The 17,266-nt window shown below is 41.0% G+C and carries 13 protein-coding genes, 2 tRNA genes and 1 pseudogene; 5 read left to right on the top strand and 11 right to left on the bottom strand.

All coding sequences use genetic code 11. The features are described from left to right. Positions 1–351: 351 nt before the first annotated feature. The 7 genes and pseudogenes from ABH008_RS17235 to ABH008_RS17205 all read right to left on the bottom strand — a co-directional run bounded on the left by ABH008_RS17235 (position 352) and on the right by ABH008_RS17205 (position 4,272). A complete protein-coding gene (locus tag ABH008_RS17235; RefSeq protein ID WP_347986846.1) occupies positions 352–642 on the bottom strand; it encodes an HU family DNA-binding protein in 291 nt (96 codons plus the stop codon). A 47-nt stretch (positions 643–689) separates the two neighbouring features. Beyond that, positions 690–878 carry a hypothetical protein gene (locus ABH008_RS17230; protein ID WP_347986845.1) on the bottom strand — a complete coding sequence of 63 codons (189 nt, stop codon included), beginning with the start codon at positions 876–878 and terminating at the stop codon, positions 690–692. A 42-nt stretch (positions 879–920) separates the two neighbouring features. Then, positions 921–1,433, bottom strand: a complete 513-nt coding sequence (locus ABH008_RS17225; protein WP_347986844.1) for a TlpA disulfide reductase family protein — start codon at positions 1,431–1,433, stop codon at positions 921–923. 418 nt (positions 1,434–1,851) lie between these two features. After that, a pseudogene (locus tag ABH008_RS17220) lies at positions 1,852–2,537 on the bottom strand (FAD:protein FMN transferase). A gap of 942 nt (positions 2,538–3,479) precedes the next feature. Continuing rightward, a tRNA-Cys gene (locus tag ABH008_RS17215) sits at positions 3,480–3,553 on the bottom strand. Between the two features lie 49 nt (positions 3,554–3,602). Beyond that, a tRNA-Gly gene (locus ABH008_RS17210) sits at positions 3,603–3,677 on the bottom strand. Positions 3,678–3,729: 52 nt separating this feature from the next. Beyond that, entirely contained in the window at positions 3,730–4,272 is a 543-nt protein-coding gene (locus ABH008_RS17205; RefSeq protein WP_347986843.1) for a hypothetical protein, read from the bottom strand. Between the two features lie 235 nt (positions 4,273–4,507). Here ABH008_RS17205 and ABH008_RS17200 point away from each other — a divergent pair, with 235 nt between their 5' ends. Then, positions 4,508–5,596, top strand: coding sequence for an efflux RND transporter periplasmic adaptor subunit (locus ABH008_RS17200; protein ID WP_347986842.1), 1,089 nt, complete (start codon positions 4,508–4,510; stop codon positions 5,594–5,596). Positions 5,597–5,847: 251 nt separating this feature from the next. Here ABH008_RS17200 and ABH008_RS17195 read toward each other — a convergent pair whose 3' ends face one another. The 3 genes from ABH008_RS17195 to ABH008_RS17185 all read right to left on the bottom strand — a co-directional run bounded on the left by ABH008_RS17195 (position 5,848) and on the right by ABH008_RS17185 (position 9,108). After that, positions 5,848–6,051, bottom strand: a complete 204-nt coding sequence (locus tag ABH008_RS17195) for a cold shock domain-containing protein (RefSeq protein WP_347986841.1) — start codon at positions 6,049–6,051, stop codon at positions 5,848–5,850. 499 nt (positions 6,052–6,550) lie between these two features. Continuing rightward, entirely contained in the window at positions 6,551–6,907 is a 357-nt protein-coding gene (locus ABH008_RS17190; RefSeq protein ID WP_347986840.1) for an acid-shock protein, read from the bottom strand. 284 nt (positions 6,908–7,191) lie between these two features. Next, on the bottom strand, positions 7,192–9,108 hold the full coding sequence (locus tag ABH008_RS17185) for a methyl-accepting chemotaxis protein (protein WP_347986839.1): 1,917 nt from the start codon (positions 9,106–9,108) through the stop codon (positions 7,192–7,194). Between the two features lie 446 nt (positions 9,109–9,554). On the opposite strand from ABH008_RS17185, the gene ABH008_RS17180 reads away from it, so the two are divergent. The 4 genes from ABH008_RS17180 to ABH008_RS17165 all read left to right on the top strand — a co-directional run bounded on the left by ABH008_RS17180 (position 9,555) and on the right by ABH008_RS17165 (position 14,190). Next, positions 9,555–11,789: a fused MFS/spermidine synthase gene (locus ABH008_RS17180; protein WP_347986838.1), complete on the top strand. Its 2,235-nt coding sequence runs from the start codon at positions 9,555–9,557 to the stop codon at positions 11,787–11,789. An 8-nt stretch (positions 11,790–11,797) separates the two neighbouring features. Beyond that, positions 11,798–12,826, top strand: a complete 1,029-nt coding sequence (lpxD, locus tag ABH008_RS17175) for a UDP-3-O-(3-hydroxymyristoyl)glucosamine N-acyltransferase (protein WP_347986837.1) — start codon at positions 11,798–11,800, stop codon at positions 12,824–12,826. A gap of 172 nt (positions 12,827–12,998) precedes the next feature. Then, entirely contained in the window at positions 12,999–13,694 is a 696-nt protein-coding gene (gene rpiA / locus ABH008_RS17170) for a ribose-5-phosphate isomerase RpiA (RefSeq protein WP_347986836.1), read from the top strand. A 19-nt stretch (positions 13,695–13,713) separates the two neighbouring features. Beyond that, complete coding sequence (locus tag ABH008_RS17165; protein ID WP_347986835.1) at positions 13,714–14,190, top strand: peroxiredoxin; 477 nt, start codon at positions 13,714–13,716, stop codon at positions 14,188–14,190. 71 nt (positions 14,191–14,261) lie between these two features. Here ABH008_RS17165 and glnE read toward each other — a convergent pair whose 3' ends face one another. Beyond that, positions 14,262–17,135, bottom strand: a complete 2,874-nt coding sequence (gene glnE / locus ABH008_RS17160) for a bifunctional [glutamate--ammonia ligase]-adenylyl-L-tyrosine phosphorylase/[glutamate--ammonia-ligase] adenylyltransferase (RefSeq protein WP_347986834.1) — start codon at positions 17,133–17,135, stop codon at positions 14,262–14,264. Positions 17,136–17,266: the final 131 nt, after the last annotated feature.

The following is a 17,266-nucleotide window of genomic DNA, read 5'->3' as shown; positions in this document are numbered from 1 at the left end:
TAATCACTTGTTGAGTAGTGATCAAACGTGTACGTTCAAATTGGAGTAGGGTATCTTTATGATCGAAGCGACTCCATCCATTGTTCCAGTAACTATTGCAGGTATGATAATCAATAACTCGCTAAAGGGTATCGAATTCAGTGTTGAGATGGCTAAAAAAATCAATTAACGTCGAGGATGCACGTATATCTCATGCCAGCCAGGATAAGTTGGTTCTGAAGTGGATAAACATATCGGCCCGTTTCAAGCAACGAGTCGATCTGTTCAAAGGTATTGTTTATAGTGGGGGCATAAGTTAATTCTATGCTTAGCTAGTATGACGGAATGGTAGTTGAATAATGTTGTTTTTTTTTAATGTTGCTGAAAAGTTTTTACCTGCGCACCCAATTTACGACTCGGTTTAAAACGCAACACATTTCGATCTGGAACTCGGATTTTTTCCCCGGTTTTAGGGTTGCGCTTATCTTGAGCGGATCGGATTTTTATGGAAAAACTGCCAAAGTTTCTAATTTCTATGCGTTTACCGCTGCATACCGTTTTATATAGAAGCGTAATAATATTTTTGACAGCCAAGTTCACGTCACGTTTTGATAATTCCGGTTTTTGGGCAGCTAAAGCGGTAATCAATTCATTTTTCGTCATTTGTTATAGAAATCCCGTTACGATTTAATGGGCTGCACAAAATGTGATTAACTCTGTGGTTTAGATACATGAATCAATAAATCCGATAATTGTTTTTGCAGGTTTTCCATTATGCGTTTATTCTCATTTAGCTCTTCATGTAAAATGTCAAAATAAAGCTGAAAATATCGTGCTGACGGATAGCTAGCAACATTAGCTGACCTATCAAATTTTTTTTTATTATCTTTATTTTCCATGATTTTCCCTTAATAGCATGCTTAATTGAGTAGATATAGGGGTTAATTAATCGGTTCGGCCAGTAATTGCTCAACTTTACTTCTAAATTCGTTTGCCTCGCCCGGTCTAAAGCCGTAATGGATTTCTCTAATCATACCTTTACGGTCTACCAAAAAAGTAGAGGGCATAGCCTTAACGCCAAACTCTTTTGCACAGGTACCGTTAGTATCGGTGGCAACTAAAAATTGCGGTGGAGTATGGCTAACAAAATTTTTGGCATCTTCAGCGTTTTCATCTAGATTAACGCCTAACACCTGTAAACCCTGTTCTTTTAAGTCGCGATTCAGAGTGTTCATGTACGGAAAAGACTGTACACAGGGTCCGCACCATGAAGCCCAAAAATCTACATACACCACCTGGCCTTTAAAACGTTGTAGATCATATTTATCGCTAACTTCCAGATTGCTTAAGGTGCAATTCGGAGCTGGTCGATTAACATTTTCAGTGGCAACTGCTTCAAGACTAACCAGTGTTATTAGGAATAAACTAAATAAATTTAAGAATTTATGTGACATAGTGGTTATAGGTAAAGATAAAAATCCCGGTATGAGTATTCATACCGGGAGGTAATATTTACTAGAAAGGTAGGGGGGAATAACAACCCAGTAAATACAGCCAAACTTTAAAAAGCATTATTTGTGCCATTAATTTTAGGTGTTAGGTTCTAATCAATAAAATTAACAGGTACTTAAAGCTAAAAAGCGTGGTGTGTATGGCGTGAGCTTAAAAATGATAAAGAAAAAACACATGATGATTTATAGCAAAAATGCTTTATTATTCTCGTTATGCCTAGTTGATGCTTAATTAAACTATGTTATTTAACGTAAAATGGAAATAAATTATAAGTGATATCACACACTTTATATTAGTAATTAATGTAAGAGTAATGAAAGTTGCGCAGTATGCGCAGCAGATAGTCACTGTATGGTATTGTCACAAATCCCCTCCTTGTCTGCCATTAACATCCATCCATAAATGCGGTAATCCCAGCTCAACCAGCCAGGAGGGGCCTTGTTCCTCCTTCAGCATGGCAATGGCGCTGCCGCTGCCGCCTATTACGCAGAACTCACTCATTACACTAACTGAAGCCAGATGGCGTACTGGCCAGCCTGTTTTTGGATTTAAAATATGAGCATAGCGGACACCGTCTATCACGATACAGCGTTCATAGTCACCGCTGGAAGCCAAGGTGCCTTTAGTTACTGATAAATTTAACAATAGTGTAACCGGCTTATGTGGATGGCTAATACCGACAATCCAGGGATCACCATTGCCGCGCGGCCCCACCAAGCGTATGTCGCACCCAAATTGATCAATGCATGGGTGATTTCTGCTTCGCGGCACAGGGTTGCTGCCCGGTCAACCGCATATTCTTTAACTATACCGCCAAAATCCAGTTCCATGCCGGGTTGAGTGTACTCTAAAGACGGTTTATGCCAGTTTAATTTGTGCCAGCCTACTTTTTCCAGTAAAGGATCAATTTCGTCCTGACTTGGCAGCGTGTTCGTATGGAAGCGCCATGTGTAACGTAAAACGCCAGAGGTAATATGAAATAAACCATCGCTTTGCTGATAGCAGGTGTCTGCATAATTCAGCAGATAACCCGTTTCATCATCCACGCTAATACTACCCCCTTGCTTGGCAACCCAATTAATTTGCTGAGTAGGCTATCTTCGCGATATCGGGAATATTTGGCTTCTAGTCTTAGTACATCAGCTATTATGCGTTTACCTAGTCGATTAGCTCTACCAGGGTGTTCACTAAACAGTTGCAATTCACACAGTGTGCCCATCGCCTTAAAGCTAAAATTAAAAAGTTTAAGTTTTTTTCTTTTGTGACGGTTATCAGATTAGCAAATTCTTTAGGCAAAATTAGCGTTTGGTGTGGGTAAAGCGCTAAGCAATAAATGTTGATTACACGAATGCTGACAGCTGTCTGCAAAGTTTATACTTTGAATCGAGTCATACCAAGTTGTTATAGGTGTAATCTTCAAAATTGAGTTGAAGCAATAGGAAAACAACCTTTGTAATGCAATTTTGACTGTATAGAGTAATAAAATTGAACAGGATTATAGTAAAAGAAATGGCGGGTAGCTATGCGACAATTGGTCACATTTAAAGCCTCAGCAAATCTTGATACTCTAACCCTCGACACTTGTATGCATAGTGCCGATGTTAACCTGGAATCCGGCCAATCTCCCCCGTTTGCGCCGGATTTTTTTTTAAAGTCTATGTCAAAAAAGCGGAGAGTTTTTTGTTGTTAGTCAGAGTAATAAATAAAACACTGTACGTATATGCAGTGCGTATTATTATTTTTTAGTATTTAACCCCTTCGGGTAGATCTCTAATCCCCACTGATCCTAAATGCTCTCATTCAACATTAAACATCTATAAGGCTTTAATTGTTGCAAGTTGAATTAAGCTAGAGCGACTAATCTCTTTATAATGAATTTTGACCGAGCAAGATATTGATAGGTAAGCCCTGCAACTGGTCAATTAGCCTAAAAGATTCGGGCATAAAAAAACCGCTATGGTAAGCGGTTGTTTTTAACGTGCTTTAAATGGAGGCTGCGATCGGAATCGAACCGATGTATACGGCTTTGCAGGCCGCTGCATAACCATTTTGCTACGCAGCCAACAGGCTTAAATAAAAAAGCCGCGAATTTGCGCGGCTTTTTTAAATTTTGGAGCGGGAAACGAGGCTCGAACTCGCGACCCCAACCTTGGCAAGGTTGTGCTCTACCACTGAGCTATTCCCGCGTTGCAATTTATTCTGACTATTATACAGTCAGAATTTAAACTGTCAACATTTTTATTGCAAGTTAACTGCCAGCGCCCAGCCTTTTTTACCTTCGCATTCGCCGTTTAACATTTCAACTTCAACAAATACATCTTTTTTACCATACGCATCTTGAGATTGCGTTACTTTAACGGGTGTACCTTCTTTAATATGTTTACAGCCACCATCGCGGTCGGCTTCTTCGGTATCATCATAAGCAGCCATAGAGCCAGGAACAGCAACCAAACGAATAGTTGCTTGTGGATCATAAGCATTGGCACCTTTAAGTACATAGCTTTGCCCAATAACCACAGGTTTGCTTTGGTGAACTGGTAGTTTTGGCTCAGAGCCACCACTGACCACTAACAATATCACTAGGGCTAAGGCACCGCCAATAGCACCAAAAAATACTTTTGGATTCGATTCTTTAAGAGCCAGAAAATTTCCTAGCAAATTACCAGCGGCTTCTTTAGCAGCATCAGCATTGATATTGCTGGTTGATTGCTTGGGTGCTGCGGCTGGCTCAACGTTTTCATCGATGTTTGTATCGTTGTCATTAGAGTTTTCAATACTCATTTGATGTTTCCTCTTAAAAATTAATTATTATTATGTATAAAGATAAAGGGTAAAGTTACCATGCTGTACAAACATTTCAAGCTTTCATTTAAAATTTTTACCCCCGACCAGCAAAATTGTCCTACAGTATAGAAATTTCAGCAAAAATACTTTAGTGTGGTAAAGCATAACCTAGAATATTAGACCAGCCTACATTACTTTTTGGCAAGAATCCTTTTTACAGAATCAGGCGCAAATGATTGAACAAACAAACTTTTTAAATCGTCTTAAATGGATAGTGTCGGCACTGGCTATTGGTGGCTTGTTGGTGTTGGTTTTATGGGTTACAGGGGCTTTTAAAGCCCATAATGCTGAATCAGAGAACGAAGAGAGTAGTGGGCAAGCAATACCCGAAAATGCCCACACGCTTAAAGTCAGTACCCAGGCAATTAGTAATACTCTTAAATGGGAAGGGGAAGTGCGTTCCAAATTAGCGGTAGATATTAATCCTAAAATTAATGCACGTATCGTTGAAATTAGGGTACAGCCTGGCGATAAACTAAAAAAAGGTGCGATTATTGCCCGCTTGGATGACAGAGAGTTGCAAGCTAGCCTAAACGCAGCACTGACAGCGCAAAATATTGCTCAGGCGGAAGCTGCCAAAGCTAGGGCCGACGAAGAGCGCGTCATTGATGCTTACCACAAGCAAACAGCAAGCAAGGAAAGTTATGATGCCGCACTGGCTCAGGCGCAAACTGCACAGGCTTTGGTGCAAAAGGCTGCTAGTGATGCTCTGCAAGCCAGATCAATTCAGGGTGAAAATGTTTTGTATGCACCTTTTGACGGTGTTGTCAGTCAACGATTGCAAAATGTGGGTGATTTAGCCTCCCCAACGCAAGCCATTGTTACGTTTCATAATCCTGAACAATTACGCTTGGAAGTTGCAATCGCCGATCATTGTGTGGCATTGGTTAGTAAAGGTATGCAAGTGCCTGTCAGGATAGAATCAATATTGCAAACCCTCACGGGAACGGTAGACGAGATCTCTACAGAAGTTAATCCGGAAACACATACCCAGCCCATTAAAATCAGTTTACCTATAACCTCTGGATTGCAACAAGGGCAAATAGGTTCTTTAGAATTGAGTTGTCAGGCCACTCAGCAAGCTTTATTGATCCCTATTTCTGCGTTGCTGGAATTTGGTCAATTGCAAGCGGTCAAAATAGTCGATGGCGATCAAACGCATATTCATCATATTCGCATCGGTAAACGTTACGGCGATCAATTGGAAGTGCTATCCGGTTTGCATGAGGGTGATGAAATTATGGTGGATGTTGTTCCTTGAGAGCTTTTTTGCGTAACTTTTATCCAAAAAAGGATGAATGTTTCATTTTGAATTTTGTAATCAGGAACTAATCAAAAATGTTTTCAGCAATATTCGAAAATGCTGTCATGTAGTGAGTTTGTGGAATCATACTAACTCTAACGTATTTTCTGGATACTGAAAGTTACTAGGTTTAAGCACTATCCAAGCTTGTTGCCGTAATAGGCCGGTTTTTTAGCTAGGTGAATGTTAAAAAAACTTTGATTGGACCATTATAGTGGTGTAACTTTAACTGCTTGTAGACCTCTAGTGCCACTAGTCACTTCCATAGTTACACGTTGGCCATCTTTTAAAGATTTACGACCATCACTAATTATGGAGCTAAAATGTACAAATACATCTGTTCCACCCTCTTGTTGAATGAAACCGAAGCCTTTGTCATTGTTGAACCATTTAACTTTGCCTTCTACTAACATAATTTTTCTCTTTCGTTAAAGCCATAACGGCGGGATTGTCATAGAAATAACTTATTTTTTCGGAAAACCAAAAGGATCTCGAAAAGTCATTCTCCGCAACACAGCACTGTCCGTTCAAACTGAGATTGAAGTAATCATGAATGGACTGAGCGATTAAACATCTGATTTATCTACTGACCTATTGCTAAGTACTAAACACTAATTTAATAAGCCGTAGCTACATATTTTAAGAACTGAATCTTTGTATAATAATTCCTGATTATCCTTAAGCCCCAGCACCAGTAAACATAGGGGTGGTCAGCCAAGTTTGACATCACTTAAAGTTTATCAGCTACTTCTATCTGATGACCGGGGGGCGGTGTTGCCGAAGCTTGTAGGTAATCAGGTAATACTTTGTTACAAATCAAGTCGAGTTAATGCGAGCATTAATACTAAATGCCCGTTTTTTGTTTATCAGATTAATTGAAAGACGACAGAAACAACCCTGTAATACAGAGGATTACTTACCCGCGGCATGTTCTTCGTGTGTTTTAGCTGTGGCAGTATGTTCTTTAGCCAGTGCGGTATGGTATTTAGCCAGTTTTGCATGATGCTTGCTTAATTTATGATGACCTTGTTTTTTATGTTCGCTTGCCATTGAATGGTGATGCTCAGCCATACCTTTATGATATTCAGCCGTTTTTTTATGATGTTCTGCTGCTGCGGCATGATCTTCAGGCGTGTTTGCAACGATAGTATGTTGAGCAGGTTGTTCGGGTGCAGGTACTACATTCGCCAAAACTATTTGAGAACTTAGTCCTAAGATTAGAACCAAAGGCAGCAAAAGGGCAATACGGTTTAGTGCGTGGTTATTCATAATGAAATACTCCTAAATGTTAAATTAAATTTTTACTTTAATACCTAGAGTTATGAGAGAACTATTGATAATTAAAACCAGAGTTTCATTAGAAATGATCAGTTTTATTTATGTATTAAATGTTAGCTGATATTATTCTTTGCTATGACTTTCATGCCAATTCGTAAAAACACCTATACACTACATAAGTATTCGTTATGCCCATAGGTTTTGATCGAAAATTCTAAATTGGGTATTCTTAAGCATTTTGTAGGATAAGAAATTTTTCTATTTATCAAACTAAACTAAACCACCTTAAATTGCACAATTAACTCACGTAAATTGCCACTGATACCTGCTAAGCCAGAAGCATTTATTTTATTGTTTTGCGCTTCTCTGCTGGTTTCTCTGGCCAAATCTGCGTTTTGATTAAAATTTGCTGTTATCAATTCGGTACTCTCTGCTTGTTGAACGGCGGCGCTGGCTATCAGTATGGTTTTGTCGTTGATATTGCTAATGGCGTTTTGAATGCTGCTAAAAGCTTGATTCACCTGTTGCATGGCGATTTTGGTTTGCTTTATTGCTGTCTGCTGGTTATTCATTAGGCTAACTGTGGTTTGGGTTGCTTGATTAAGCCTTTCTATCATGCTATGGATTTGCCGAGCGGAAGTTGCTGTATTGGTAGCTAGTTTGCGCACTTCATCCGCAACTACTGCAAATCCACGTCCATGCTCACCTGCTCGGGCAGCTTCAATCGCCGCATTCAAAGCCAGTAAATTGGTTTGCTCGGTAAACCCTTGAATAACACCAAGTACTCCTTCAATTGCTTTTGCGTCATTTTGCAGGGATTGTAAGGCGCTTGCGCTATGGTCAATAATTTGTTCTAAACTCTCAAATCTCTGCGAGGTTTGATCAATTTCGTGCATACCCTCCTTGACAATGTGTTGCGCTGAGGAAGTTACTGTTTGCGATTCGGCGGCGTTGCTTGCTACTGCTTTAAATGACGAACTTAGTTGGCGCATTTGATGCGCAGCCAGTTCCGTGGCTTGTTGTTGGTCTGCGATAATAATTTCCAGATTTTGGGCTACATGCAGAATGTTGTCACCATAACTACTGAGGGTGTTAGACTCCTGATTGATGCGACTAATCAACGTATTAAAATAGTTTTGTAAGGTATCTAATGACACTTTTAAATGCTTGATTTCGGTAACGGTACTGTGGGTTAAAAAGGATAGACGTAAATCGCCTTTTGCCAGAGAATCAATATAGGTACTGATTTGGCTGATTATGGTGGACAAATGCCGTTGCAGAAAGATCATTAAAATACTGACAATCAGCATTAATAAGGTAAACAGCGTAATAATCAAATAACATAGCCGCTCAAAATATTGATACTCCTGAGTAGTTTCTGTTTGCAAATCTAGTAACTGTTGTTCAAGATTCATGATTTGCTGATTTATTTTCTGTTTGCTATCGATTTTATTTTTAGTCAGCTGTAGTGCGTTATCAAGCTCTTTCCCATAACGCTGCAATAAAGACGTTAGTTCATGTCGTGGTGTTTCAGCCATATCCTCGGTTACTTCGACTTTAGGGCTATCACCCAGGCTAAACTCATTGTCATTACGGGTGGTTGCTTTCATCACACCGAGTAAGGGTAAGTCTTGCAAAGCTGATATAGTCGCGTTTATTTCTTGTAAATAGCGATTTATTTGTTCTAGCGATTGGGCGTTGCTAGAACTAAAAAAACTTTTCCGGCTTTTTGCCAAGTTGTTAAGCGCAAATTGGGTTTTAGTAATGAGTTGCAAAAAATGTAGTCTTTCAGTTTGAGAGGCAGCTTGCGCCTTGTCCACATACTCAGCTAAGGTTTGCAAATGTCTTAATTGCTGTTGTTCACTAGCATACAACAGCGTTTGAGGGTCAGGCAGTTTACCCACAGAGATAAGCTCTTGCGCGGTAGACTGTTCGAATTCGGTGAGAAGAGCAATAAATTTAGGTTGTAAATTTAATGAAATACCTGAATGATCACTCACCTCAGTTTTAATTTCTTTGAGATTTTTTTGAATGTCTGCAACGATAGTTAGATCGCCACTGGCTAAATAATTAAAAATGGGTTGACTGATATGAGTAAAAATCCGGTCTTTTTGTTGTCCGTAAAATTCAACTGAGGCAAAGGCTCGATTCAAATGTTGTAATGCCCATATGACAGTTGATCCAAAACTCATAATCGTAATCACCAGAATTATGCTGGCCAGCTTCGTTATATTTTTGATTTTCATGCGCTAATTAAAGTTGAGTGGCGATGGATAAAACAACTTGATTGGAAGTTGTTAACGGCTGGAAATGCAGAAATATACTGTTACTTGCTTAGCAGCCCAGATTAGTAGCCAAATATCTATTCTCTTCAGTATGTATTCTCTAAATGGGATGATTATCACTGTAAATCTAGAATGTGACAGTTAGATGACGGTAGGTGTGATGCAGTGCAAAGAATTGGAAATAGTTTGCCGAAACTAGGCTTAATTGTGAGTTTTTAAACATAATAGTTATAAAACTTAGATTGTGTCGTTGTGCTAATCTTCAATAAGCATCTGCATTGCCAGCAATTCATGCCACAAACCTTGCTAAATGTTTTATCATTGCTATAGATACGCTAGCAATAAATATAATAATGAATAGTCAGCCGCAAACCTCTCAGTCTCCAGCCTTTTCTCCGGTATTATTGTTTGCCGGAACTTTATTTATCAGCGCGACTTTAATGTTTGTGTTGCAGCCCATGTTTGGCAAAATTCTGTTGCCGCTATTGGGGGGAACTCCCGCTGTATGGAACACATGTATGGTGTTTTATCAGACCTTGTTGTTTTTGGGGTATCTGTATGCGCACTGGCTGACTGGTAAACATACCAGTCAGCGCCAAATCCAGATACATACAGCAGTGTTGATTATCAGCATGATTGCTTTGCCCGTAGCCCTGCCTGCAGAGGTTACTCCGCCAACGGATAGTAATCCTACGTTTTGGTTGATCTGGACCCTGTTATTGGCAATTGGTTTGCCGTTTTTTGTGGTGTCAACCACCGCGCCGCTGCTGCAAAAATGGTTTTCGCAATGCGGACATCGTAATAGTCATGATCCCTATTTTTTGTATGCAGCCAGTAATGCCGGTAGTTTGCTGGCTTTGCTCAGTTATCCGTTTTTCATCGAACCGCATATTGGTCTGGCTCAGCAACGCGTGATATGGAGTGTGGGCTTTGGTTTATTAGAGGTATTGATTATTTTATGTGCGCTGAGGTTGTGGCGCACCGTGGGTCAAATTGAAGAATCAGCCATCGATGTATCCGAAGCAGCCACAGATGTTCAACTACCCGTTCAGCGGCAATTACACTGGCTGGTTTTAGCTTTTGTTCCCTCCAGTTTGTTGCTGGGTTTTACCCAATTCATCAGTACCGATATTGCATCAGTGCCTTTATTGTGGATAGTGCCGCTCACGTTATATTTACTCAGTTTTATATTGGTGTTTTGCAAATGGGCAAAAATTATCCATAACTTGATGTTAATTGCGCAGCCAGCAGTGCTGGTGGTATTCATTACCTATTCGTTCATCGATCCAGCCTTGTTACCCTATTGGTTGGATTTAATCCTACATGCGCTGGCGTTTTTTCTGGCAGTGATGGTCTGTCATGGTGAGTTGGCAAAACATCGTCCAAATACTCGGTATTTAACCCGTTTTTATTTAGTGATGTCGTTCGGCGGTATGCTGGGTGGCCTATTCAATACCTTTGTAGCGCCGTTTATTTTCAATGCAGTGTATGAATACCCGCTGATGATTGTCAGTGCACTGTTTTTACGGCCTGGTTTTTTTACTGGAAAATGGTATTTCAAAAGTATTTTTCCATTACTGGTTTTTGGGCTTGGATTGATCATTTATTACAGTGTTGATCAATTATTCGATTATCTGGATGTGATAGGTGGAGTTTTAATTTTACTGGCAGGCTTGAGTTATTCATTGCGACAATCACCGTTGGCTTTGGGTTTATTGACCGCTGTAATTCTTATATTTGCAATGGGCTTGCATGGTCTGGCATCGAATACCCTGTTTCAACAACGCAGTTTTTTCGGGGTACTATCAGTGCGGGAAACGGTCATAGCCGATGAAAATCAGCATCCTGAAAAAGTGCGTGAACTCTATCATGGTACCACTAAACATGGAGCAGAGCGTCTAACTGCTGCCAATATTACCACGCCATTAACCTACTATAGTCGACCGGGTCCCATTGGCCAGTTATTCAATGAATACAGTGGCGAGAATGAAAATTGGACTATTGGTGCGGTCGGTTTGGGAGCTGGGGCGCTGGCTTGTTATAGCAAAGAGCATCAGCACTGGCGGTTTTATGAAATTGATCCGATGGTGGTGGAAGTTGCCAAAAATCCAAAATGGTTTAACTATCTGAATCGTTGTAATAATCAGGCAGACATGATTGTAGGTGATGCCAGACTGTCCTTACAAAAGGAACCAGATCATAGTTTTGATTTACTGATTATGGATGCATTCAGTTCTGATGCAGTACCCATGCATTTATTGACGCGCGAAGCCTTTCAACTATATTTTAGCAAGCTAAAAGACGATGGTTTGTTAGCATTTCACATTACCAATCGGCATTTAGCCTTAAAAAAAGTACTGGCAGATCATGTTGAACAATTACATTTAGCAGCATTATTACAGGAATTTAAACCGGAGGTTGATGTCCCATTGGTGGTCGCTACCGATTGGGTGGTGATCAGTAAACATCAGGAACGTTTGCAGCTCTTGCAGCAAAGCCGATTAGGACATTGGCAAAAACTGCCACTGTCGTTTGGTCTGGAACCTTGGACAGACGACTTTACTCACATTATTGGTATTTGGAAATAGGAAAAAGTATGCTCATTACGGAACTTGCTCAACACTGTAATGCTATCCCTAAAGGCGGGGATGCTACACAGGCTATCAATGCCGCGGCAGATATTATGTCCGCCCAAGCTCTGCAAGTGACAGTGTTAAGCGATAGTAAATACAAAAAATATTTAAAAGACTCTAAGGCGACTGCCTGTTTTATCCATGAGTCACAGGCAGATGACGAAATTCCTGAGGGTTTGGTGCTCTTAGTTTGTAGTGATCCAGAAATTAGCTTTTTAAATGCGGTTAAATTATTACATCCAGAGCCTGCTTTTAAGCGTAGTGTTTCGGAACATGCAGTATTGGCAGATACTACAACCTTGGCCTACGATGTGCATGTTGGTCCTTTTGTGAGTATTGGTCAATATAGTAGCGTAGGCGATAGCTCTACCATAGAAGCCGGTGTGCGGATTGGTAATCATGTGACCATTGGTAAAAACTGCCGAATTCACCCCAATGTAGTCATTTATGATCATTCCGTCATTGGTAATAACGTCATTATTCACGCTGGTGCAATTATTGGTGCAGATGGTTTTGGCTACAAGTTTCGTGATAATCAGCATATTAAGGTCCCGCATGTGGGTCATGTTGAAATTGCCGATCATGTGGAAATTGGTGCAAATACCTGTATTGATCGCGGGGCGCTAGGGGCTACGCGTATTGGTATGGGCAGCAAAATTGATAACTTGGTACAGCTTGGACATAACAATGTGGTGGGGCGTAACGTTATTATTTGCGGTCAATCGGGTATTTCCGGTTCCTGTACTATCGGTGATGGCGCAATATTAGCGGGTAGTGCCGGTGTGGCAGATCATGTCAATATTGGCTCAAGAGCAGTCGTTATGGCACGTAGCGGCATCTCTGCGGACGTAGAGCCGGGCGCTCAGGTGTTTGGTAGTCCAGCTAAGGATCGCAAGGTGGCTTGGCGGGAGTTGGCCGCGCTTAGTAAGTTACCGGAACTGTTGCAAAAATTTAAAAGCCTGGAAAGCAGGGTTAAGCATTTGGAAGAATAAAGCTTAACTTCAATAACATTATTGGAATCTCCATAAAAACTGAGTATTATAGTCAGGTATTTTCAGTGCAAATGTGTCGTTATTGATTTATACAGTCCACCATTAGCACTGAGCAGATGTAATTCCGGTTTTTATAGGTTGTTTTATATCCTATGTATATGGGGGTTCTAATATGAATGATAAGCAATTAGTAGCCGAGTATGCTGCTGGGCAGATACAAGATGGTATGGTGGTGGGTCTGGGAACTGGATCGACTGCCAACTTCTTTATAGCAGCACTCGCGCAGCGACAAGTCAGCGAAGGCTTGCAGGTGCAAGTGGTTGCCAGTTCGGTCGTCAGTGCTATTAAAGCTCAAAGTTTGGGTTTGTCCCTGCTTGCATTGGAAAATATCAATCAATTAGACGTATATGTCGATGGTGCCGACGAAGTTAGTCCGGACTTATCTTTGTTAAAAGGGCGTGGTGCTGATCTGGTCAGAGAAAAGTTGCTGGCTAAGGCTAGTCTGGCCTTTTGGGTATTAATCGATCCCAGCAAGCGCGTAACCCGTATTGGACAAAATTACCCTATTCCGCTGGAAGTGATGCCTTTTGCCTGGCAACTGGTACAGAAAAACATCACAAAACTGGGTGGCACTGCACAACTTAGAGCCACAGCCAGTGGTGACGGTTTGGCGGTTACTTCTTATGGCAGTCTGGTTCTGGACGCAACATTTCCTGCTGATGTAGACACTCAAAAACTTAATACACAGTTAAATGCCATACCCGGTATTGCTGAGCACGGCATCTTTACTGGTTTAACAAGCGCTGTCTTTTGCGCTGTAAATGGACTGGTGCAAGAGCAATGGGCCGAAAATAGTCAAAATCTATAATTTTTCACAGGAGAGTAACATGTCTACGCTTTTAGAAAACAACCAACCCGCACCTAGTTTCAGTACCCTGAATGAGAACGATCAATTGATATCACTTGCCGATTACCATGGCAAAAACTATGTTGTACTTTATTTTTATCCTAAGGATGACACCCCAGGCTGCACTATAGAGGCTAACGATTTTACCGCCTTGGCAGCCGATTTTTCTGCCTTACAAACTGTCATTATCGGTGTCAGTAAAGACGATTGTGCCAGTCACCGTGCTTTTATCGAAAAATATGGTTTAACCGTGCAACTACTTGCCGATACCAGTGGTGAACTCTGCGACAGTTATGGTGTGTGGCAGGAAGTTGAAAAAGACGGCGTTAAAAAATGGAAAATTGTACGCTCAACTTTTATTATCAATCCACAAGGTCAGTTGGTAGATGTTGAATATGGTGTAAATCATGCGGGTCATGCTCAGGCCGTATTGGAAAAAATTAAAGCATTAAGCTAAGTTTCTGGTTGGTAAATGCAATATATGGGGTTAGTGTGCAAGGTTCTTCATGCTTTAGGTTGAATTTCCGCTTACCCCATAAATGCATCCCAAATTCGCTCGACTTCTAGGCGTAGATCCGCAAAAGTATCCATTTCTGCAGTTGCATCTTCGCCTTTTAGAACCTGATGATGACCATATCCCCGGAAACAACAATAGGCCTGTTTAAGTAGATCTCCATCTTCATGAGTAATAAAACCATACTTTTCAAGCAGGCCAAGTGAACGTATAGAGCCAGTAAAAGTGGTGAGTGCCGGGTAGCTAGCTGCTTCAGCTAAAATCCCAAATTGCACCAGAAATTCAATATCGGCTATACCTCCTTTGCTTTGTTTTAAGTCAAAAAGACGGGTGCCTTTTTTCATAAATTGTAAACGCATTTTTTCGCGCATTTCCCGAACTTCAGATTTTAACTGACTATAATCTCTGGGTAGAGATAAGATTCGGTGGCGAATATCTTGGTAGCGGCTTTGTATGTCTGCATCGCCCGTGATAAAGCGTGCGCGTACTAATGCCTGATGTTCCCATGTCCAGGCCTGGTTTTTAAGGTAATCCTCAAAACGATCAATATAGCTGAATACCAATCCAGAATCGCCATTAGGCCGCAGGCGTAAATCTACTTCATACACTATGCCGGACAGCATTTTAGTATTCAGAATCTGACAGATAGTACGAGCCAAACGCAAATAAAATAGATCGCAGCTAATCGGCTTGCTACCCGTGGTGTTTGCAGTTGCGTCAGGATAACTGCATAAGAACACCAGATCCAGATCGGAGGCGTAACCCATTTCTACTCCGCCCAATTTGCCGTAGCCGATGATGGCGAAATACTGTGGTGTTTCCTGGCAATTAGGTGGATAACCATGTTTATTTCCTAGTATTTGCCAGGCCTTGATTAATGTTTGCTCCAGAATTATCTCTGCTATCCATGTTAGATAATCGCTCACTGTCATTAATGGAATGTTTCCTGCAATATCGGCTGCCGCCACTCGTAGTACGTTTAAATTTTTAAATTGACGTAAGGCGATCATTAGTTGTTCTGTATCAATTAAATCGCGTTTATTGAGTTCGTACTGTAATTCTTTACGCAAGGCTGATTGTTGTAAGGGTTCGTATAATGAGCGCACATACATTAACTCATCAAACAAAATGGGATATTGGGCCAAATGTTCACAAATCCATAAACTGGCTGAACTCAGCGTTATTAGTTGTGTGAGTGATTGCGGGTTTTCAGCTAATAGTGATAGATAGACATTGCGACCCGCTACTTCTGCAAATAAGTCCAGAATACGCTTTAAGGTGACAGTTTGATTATCTGTGATTTTTACCAGCTCAGAAAGTAAAGTTGGCAGTAAGCGTTGGATAACCAGCAAGCCTTTGGTGGATAATCGTTTTAAGGCATAAGAATCTTTAAACTCAATGATAATGTTCAATATTTTATCAGGCTCAGTGCAACCCATCTCAGCCAGTGCTTCTAATGCTTGCTCGTCTTCTGTGTTGCTGGCCCAAATCAGTTGCGAGTTTTGACGTGGGTTATCCTGTTCGTTTAAGGAGAACACCTCTTCGAACAGGGTATGAACCTGGGCTCTGATTAGATCGAGTTCCTGTTTAAAGCTTGCCCAATTCATAAAATCCATAGAATAAGCCAGAATGTCTTGCACTGTGGTATCAATAGGTAGATCGTGAGTTTGTTTATCCTGATATTGTTGAATATGATTTTCGACTCTGCGTAAAAATCGATAAGCAAATTTTAGTGAAGCAGAGTCTTCTAGTGTCATTAATTCCAGCTCAACCAATACATCCAACACCACTTGAATTTCACGCTGTTGTAATGCTGCATCTTTACCGCCGCGAATTAATTGAAACGCCTGACCAATAAATTCGATTTCACGAATGCCGCCCGGACCCAATTTGATGTTATCAAGGCGGTCTTTACGCTTTAACTCTTGTGTAATTTGCGCTTTAACATCCCGCAGCGCATCAAACGCGCCGTAATCCAAATAGTGGCGATATACAAACGGTTTAATCATCGTAGCCAGCTGTTTGCCGGTAGCAAAATCACCCGCCACCTGACGGGCCTTAATCATGGCATAGCGTTCCCATTCACGAGCTTGGGTCAGATAATAGTTTTCCATGCCGTCAAAAGTCATCAGCAATGGGCCGCTGTCGCCAAAAGGGCGGAGACGAATATCGGTTCGGAACACAAAGCCATCAGCCGTGATTACGTCCAATGCTTTAACCAGTGCTTGACAAATACGGGTAAAGAATTCACCGTAACTGATTTCTTTTTTTTCGTTAAGGATACCTTCTTCTGCAAAGGCGAATATCAAATCAATATCTGATGAAAAATTCAACTCCCAAGCACCCAGCTTGCCCATACCTAACACTACCAGATTAAAGGGAGTGCCGTCTGCCAGACGTGGTGTTCCCCAACGTTGGCAAGCTTGCAGATAAAGAAAGTTCAGAGCTGTTTCAATACAGGTTTCTGCCAGCCGGGTTAAATCGCCGAGAGTTTCATCCAGATTCGACCAGCCAGCCAGATCACGCCAGGCAATACGCAGCATTTCACGGCGCCGAAATTGGCGTAGATGACTGGACAGACTGGCCTCAGAGTCGATCATAAAGTTTTGCAAAGTGGTGGCATAATGATCTCGCCGCGTGTTAGAAAACAGATCTCCAGAATTGATAAGATCGGTTAATAACTCTGGTTTACGCAACCAGTTTTCACGAATAAAATTACTGCAAACACATGCTTTTATTATCGAGTTAACGAAAGCAGTATTTTCAAAACTGGGCAACTGATCCGGGCGTGTGTTGTCAGTTAATTGAGTGCAGAAATTGATAGCAATTACTTGCAAGTTTTTCGGTAGTTGCTGTATTTGATCAGACAGTAAAGGCAGTAGCGGCATGAGCAATTTCCGGTATTTGCAGGTAAACTAGCATAATACCTAAAATACAGATATTGTTCGAACCTTCTGTTGTTTATGCCAAAATCCTTAGCAGGAGTGAGTTGTAAATTTAAAATCCCACGCAAATTTTG

The organism is Methylomonas sp. AM2-LC, assembly GCF_039904985.1.
GTDB lineage: Bacteria > Pseudomonadota > Gammaproteobacteria > Methylococcales > Methylomonadaceae > Methylomonas.
This window is presented reverse-complemented; position numbering and strand designations above follow the sequence as displayed.

Excerpts from the sequence above, each read along its gene's own strand:
- ABH008_RS17235 (WP_347986846.1), bottom strand. The coding sequence starts at position 642 with ATGACGAAAAATGAATTGATTACCGCTTTAGCTGCCCAAAAACCGGAA.
- ABH008_RS17230 (WP_347986845.1), bottom strand. The coding sequence starts at position 878 with ATGGAAAATAAAGATAATAAAAAAAAATTTGATAGGTCAGCTAATGTT.
- ABH008_RS17225 (WP_347986844.1), bottom strand. The coding sequence starts at position 1,433 with ATGTCACATAAATTCTTAAATTTATTTAGTTTATTCCTAATAACACTG.
- ABH008_RS17205 (WP_347986843.1), bottom strand. The coding sequence starts at position 4,272 with ATGAGTATTGAAAACTCTAATGACAACGATACAAACATCGATGAAAAC.
- ABH008_RS17200 (WP_347986842.1), top strand. The coding sequence starts at position 4,508 with ATGATTGAACAAACAAACTTTTTAAATCGTCTTAAATGGATAGTGTCG.
- ABH008_RS17195 (WP_347986841.1), bottom strand. The coding sequence starts at position 6,051 with ATGTTAGTAGAAGGCAAAGTTAAATGGTTCAACAATGACAAAGGCTTC.
- ABH008_RS17190 (WP_347986840.1), bottom strand. The coding sequence starts at position 6,907 with ATGAATAACCACGCACTAAACCGTATTGCCCTTTTGCTGCCTTTGGTT.
- ABH008_RS17185 (WP_347986839.1), bottom strand. The coding sequence starts at position 9,108 with ATGAGTTTTGGATCAACTGTCATATGGGCATTACAACATTTGAATCGA.
- ABH008_RS17180 (WP_347986838.1), top strand. The coding sequence starts at position 9,555 with ATGAATAGTCAGCCGCAAACCTCTCAGTCTCCAGCCTTTTCTCCGGTA.
- lpxD (WP_347986837.1), top strand. The coding sequence starts at position 11,798 with ATGCTCATTACGGAACTTGCTCAACACTGTAATGCTATCCCTAAAGGC.
- rpiA (WP_347986836.1), top strand. The coding sequence starts at position 12,999 with ATGAATGATAAGCAATTAGTAGCCGAGTATGCTGCTGGGCAGATACAA.
- ABH008_RS17165 (WP_347986835.1), top strand. The coding sequence starts at position 13,714 with ATGTCTACGCTTTTAGAAAACAACCAACCCGCACCTAGTTTCAGTACC.
- glnE (WP_347986834.1), bottom strand. The coding sequence starts at position 17,135 with ATGCCGCTACTGCCTTTACTGTCTGATCAAATACAGCAACTACCGAAA.